The sequence below is a fragment of the Ochrobactrum sp. SFR4 genome (assembly GCF_019730395.1).
In the GTDB taxonomy this organism is placed as follows: Bacteria; Pseudomonadota; Alphaproteobacteria; order Rhizobiales; family Rhizobiaceae; genus Pseudochrobactrum.
Genome location: NZ_JAAPBB010000677.1, coordinates 1 through 281, shown reverse-complemented (window position 1 = coordinate 281; position 281 = coordinate 1). Strand labels below are relative to the sequence as shown.

Sequence of the window (281 nt, the reverse complement as noted above, 5' to 3'; positions counted from 1 at the left end):
TCAGTTTCTGCTTCTCAGATTCCTTTAAATCGCTACCTTGACGCAATACAAAAGCAGCAAAATATGCAATTTTTGTTTGCTCTTGTTTTTTGTTTTTTGGTTGGAAATCCAGCAGTTCTTTACGCAGGTTTTCTTCAGTGTTTTCACCGGAATTTAGCGCTTTTGTATGAGCAGCACAAAGCTGTTTTAAATTTCGCATTACCCTTATCCCTTTTAACCGCGCAGCGGCCTTACCCCGCAAGGGGCATGCACTGCATGCCCCTCTGCCTGTCCGGCGAGGA

1 protein-coding gene is annotated in these 281 nt (G+C 44.5%); it reads right to left on the bottom strand.

All coding sequences use genetic code 11. The features are described 5' to 3' along the window. The coding region (locus HBA93_RS20770; RefSeq protein ID WP_221724536.1) for a hypothetical protein at nucleotides 1-199 on the bottom strand (199 nt) is incomplete at its 3' end. Nucleotides 200-281 lie beyond the last annotated feature (82 nt).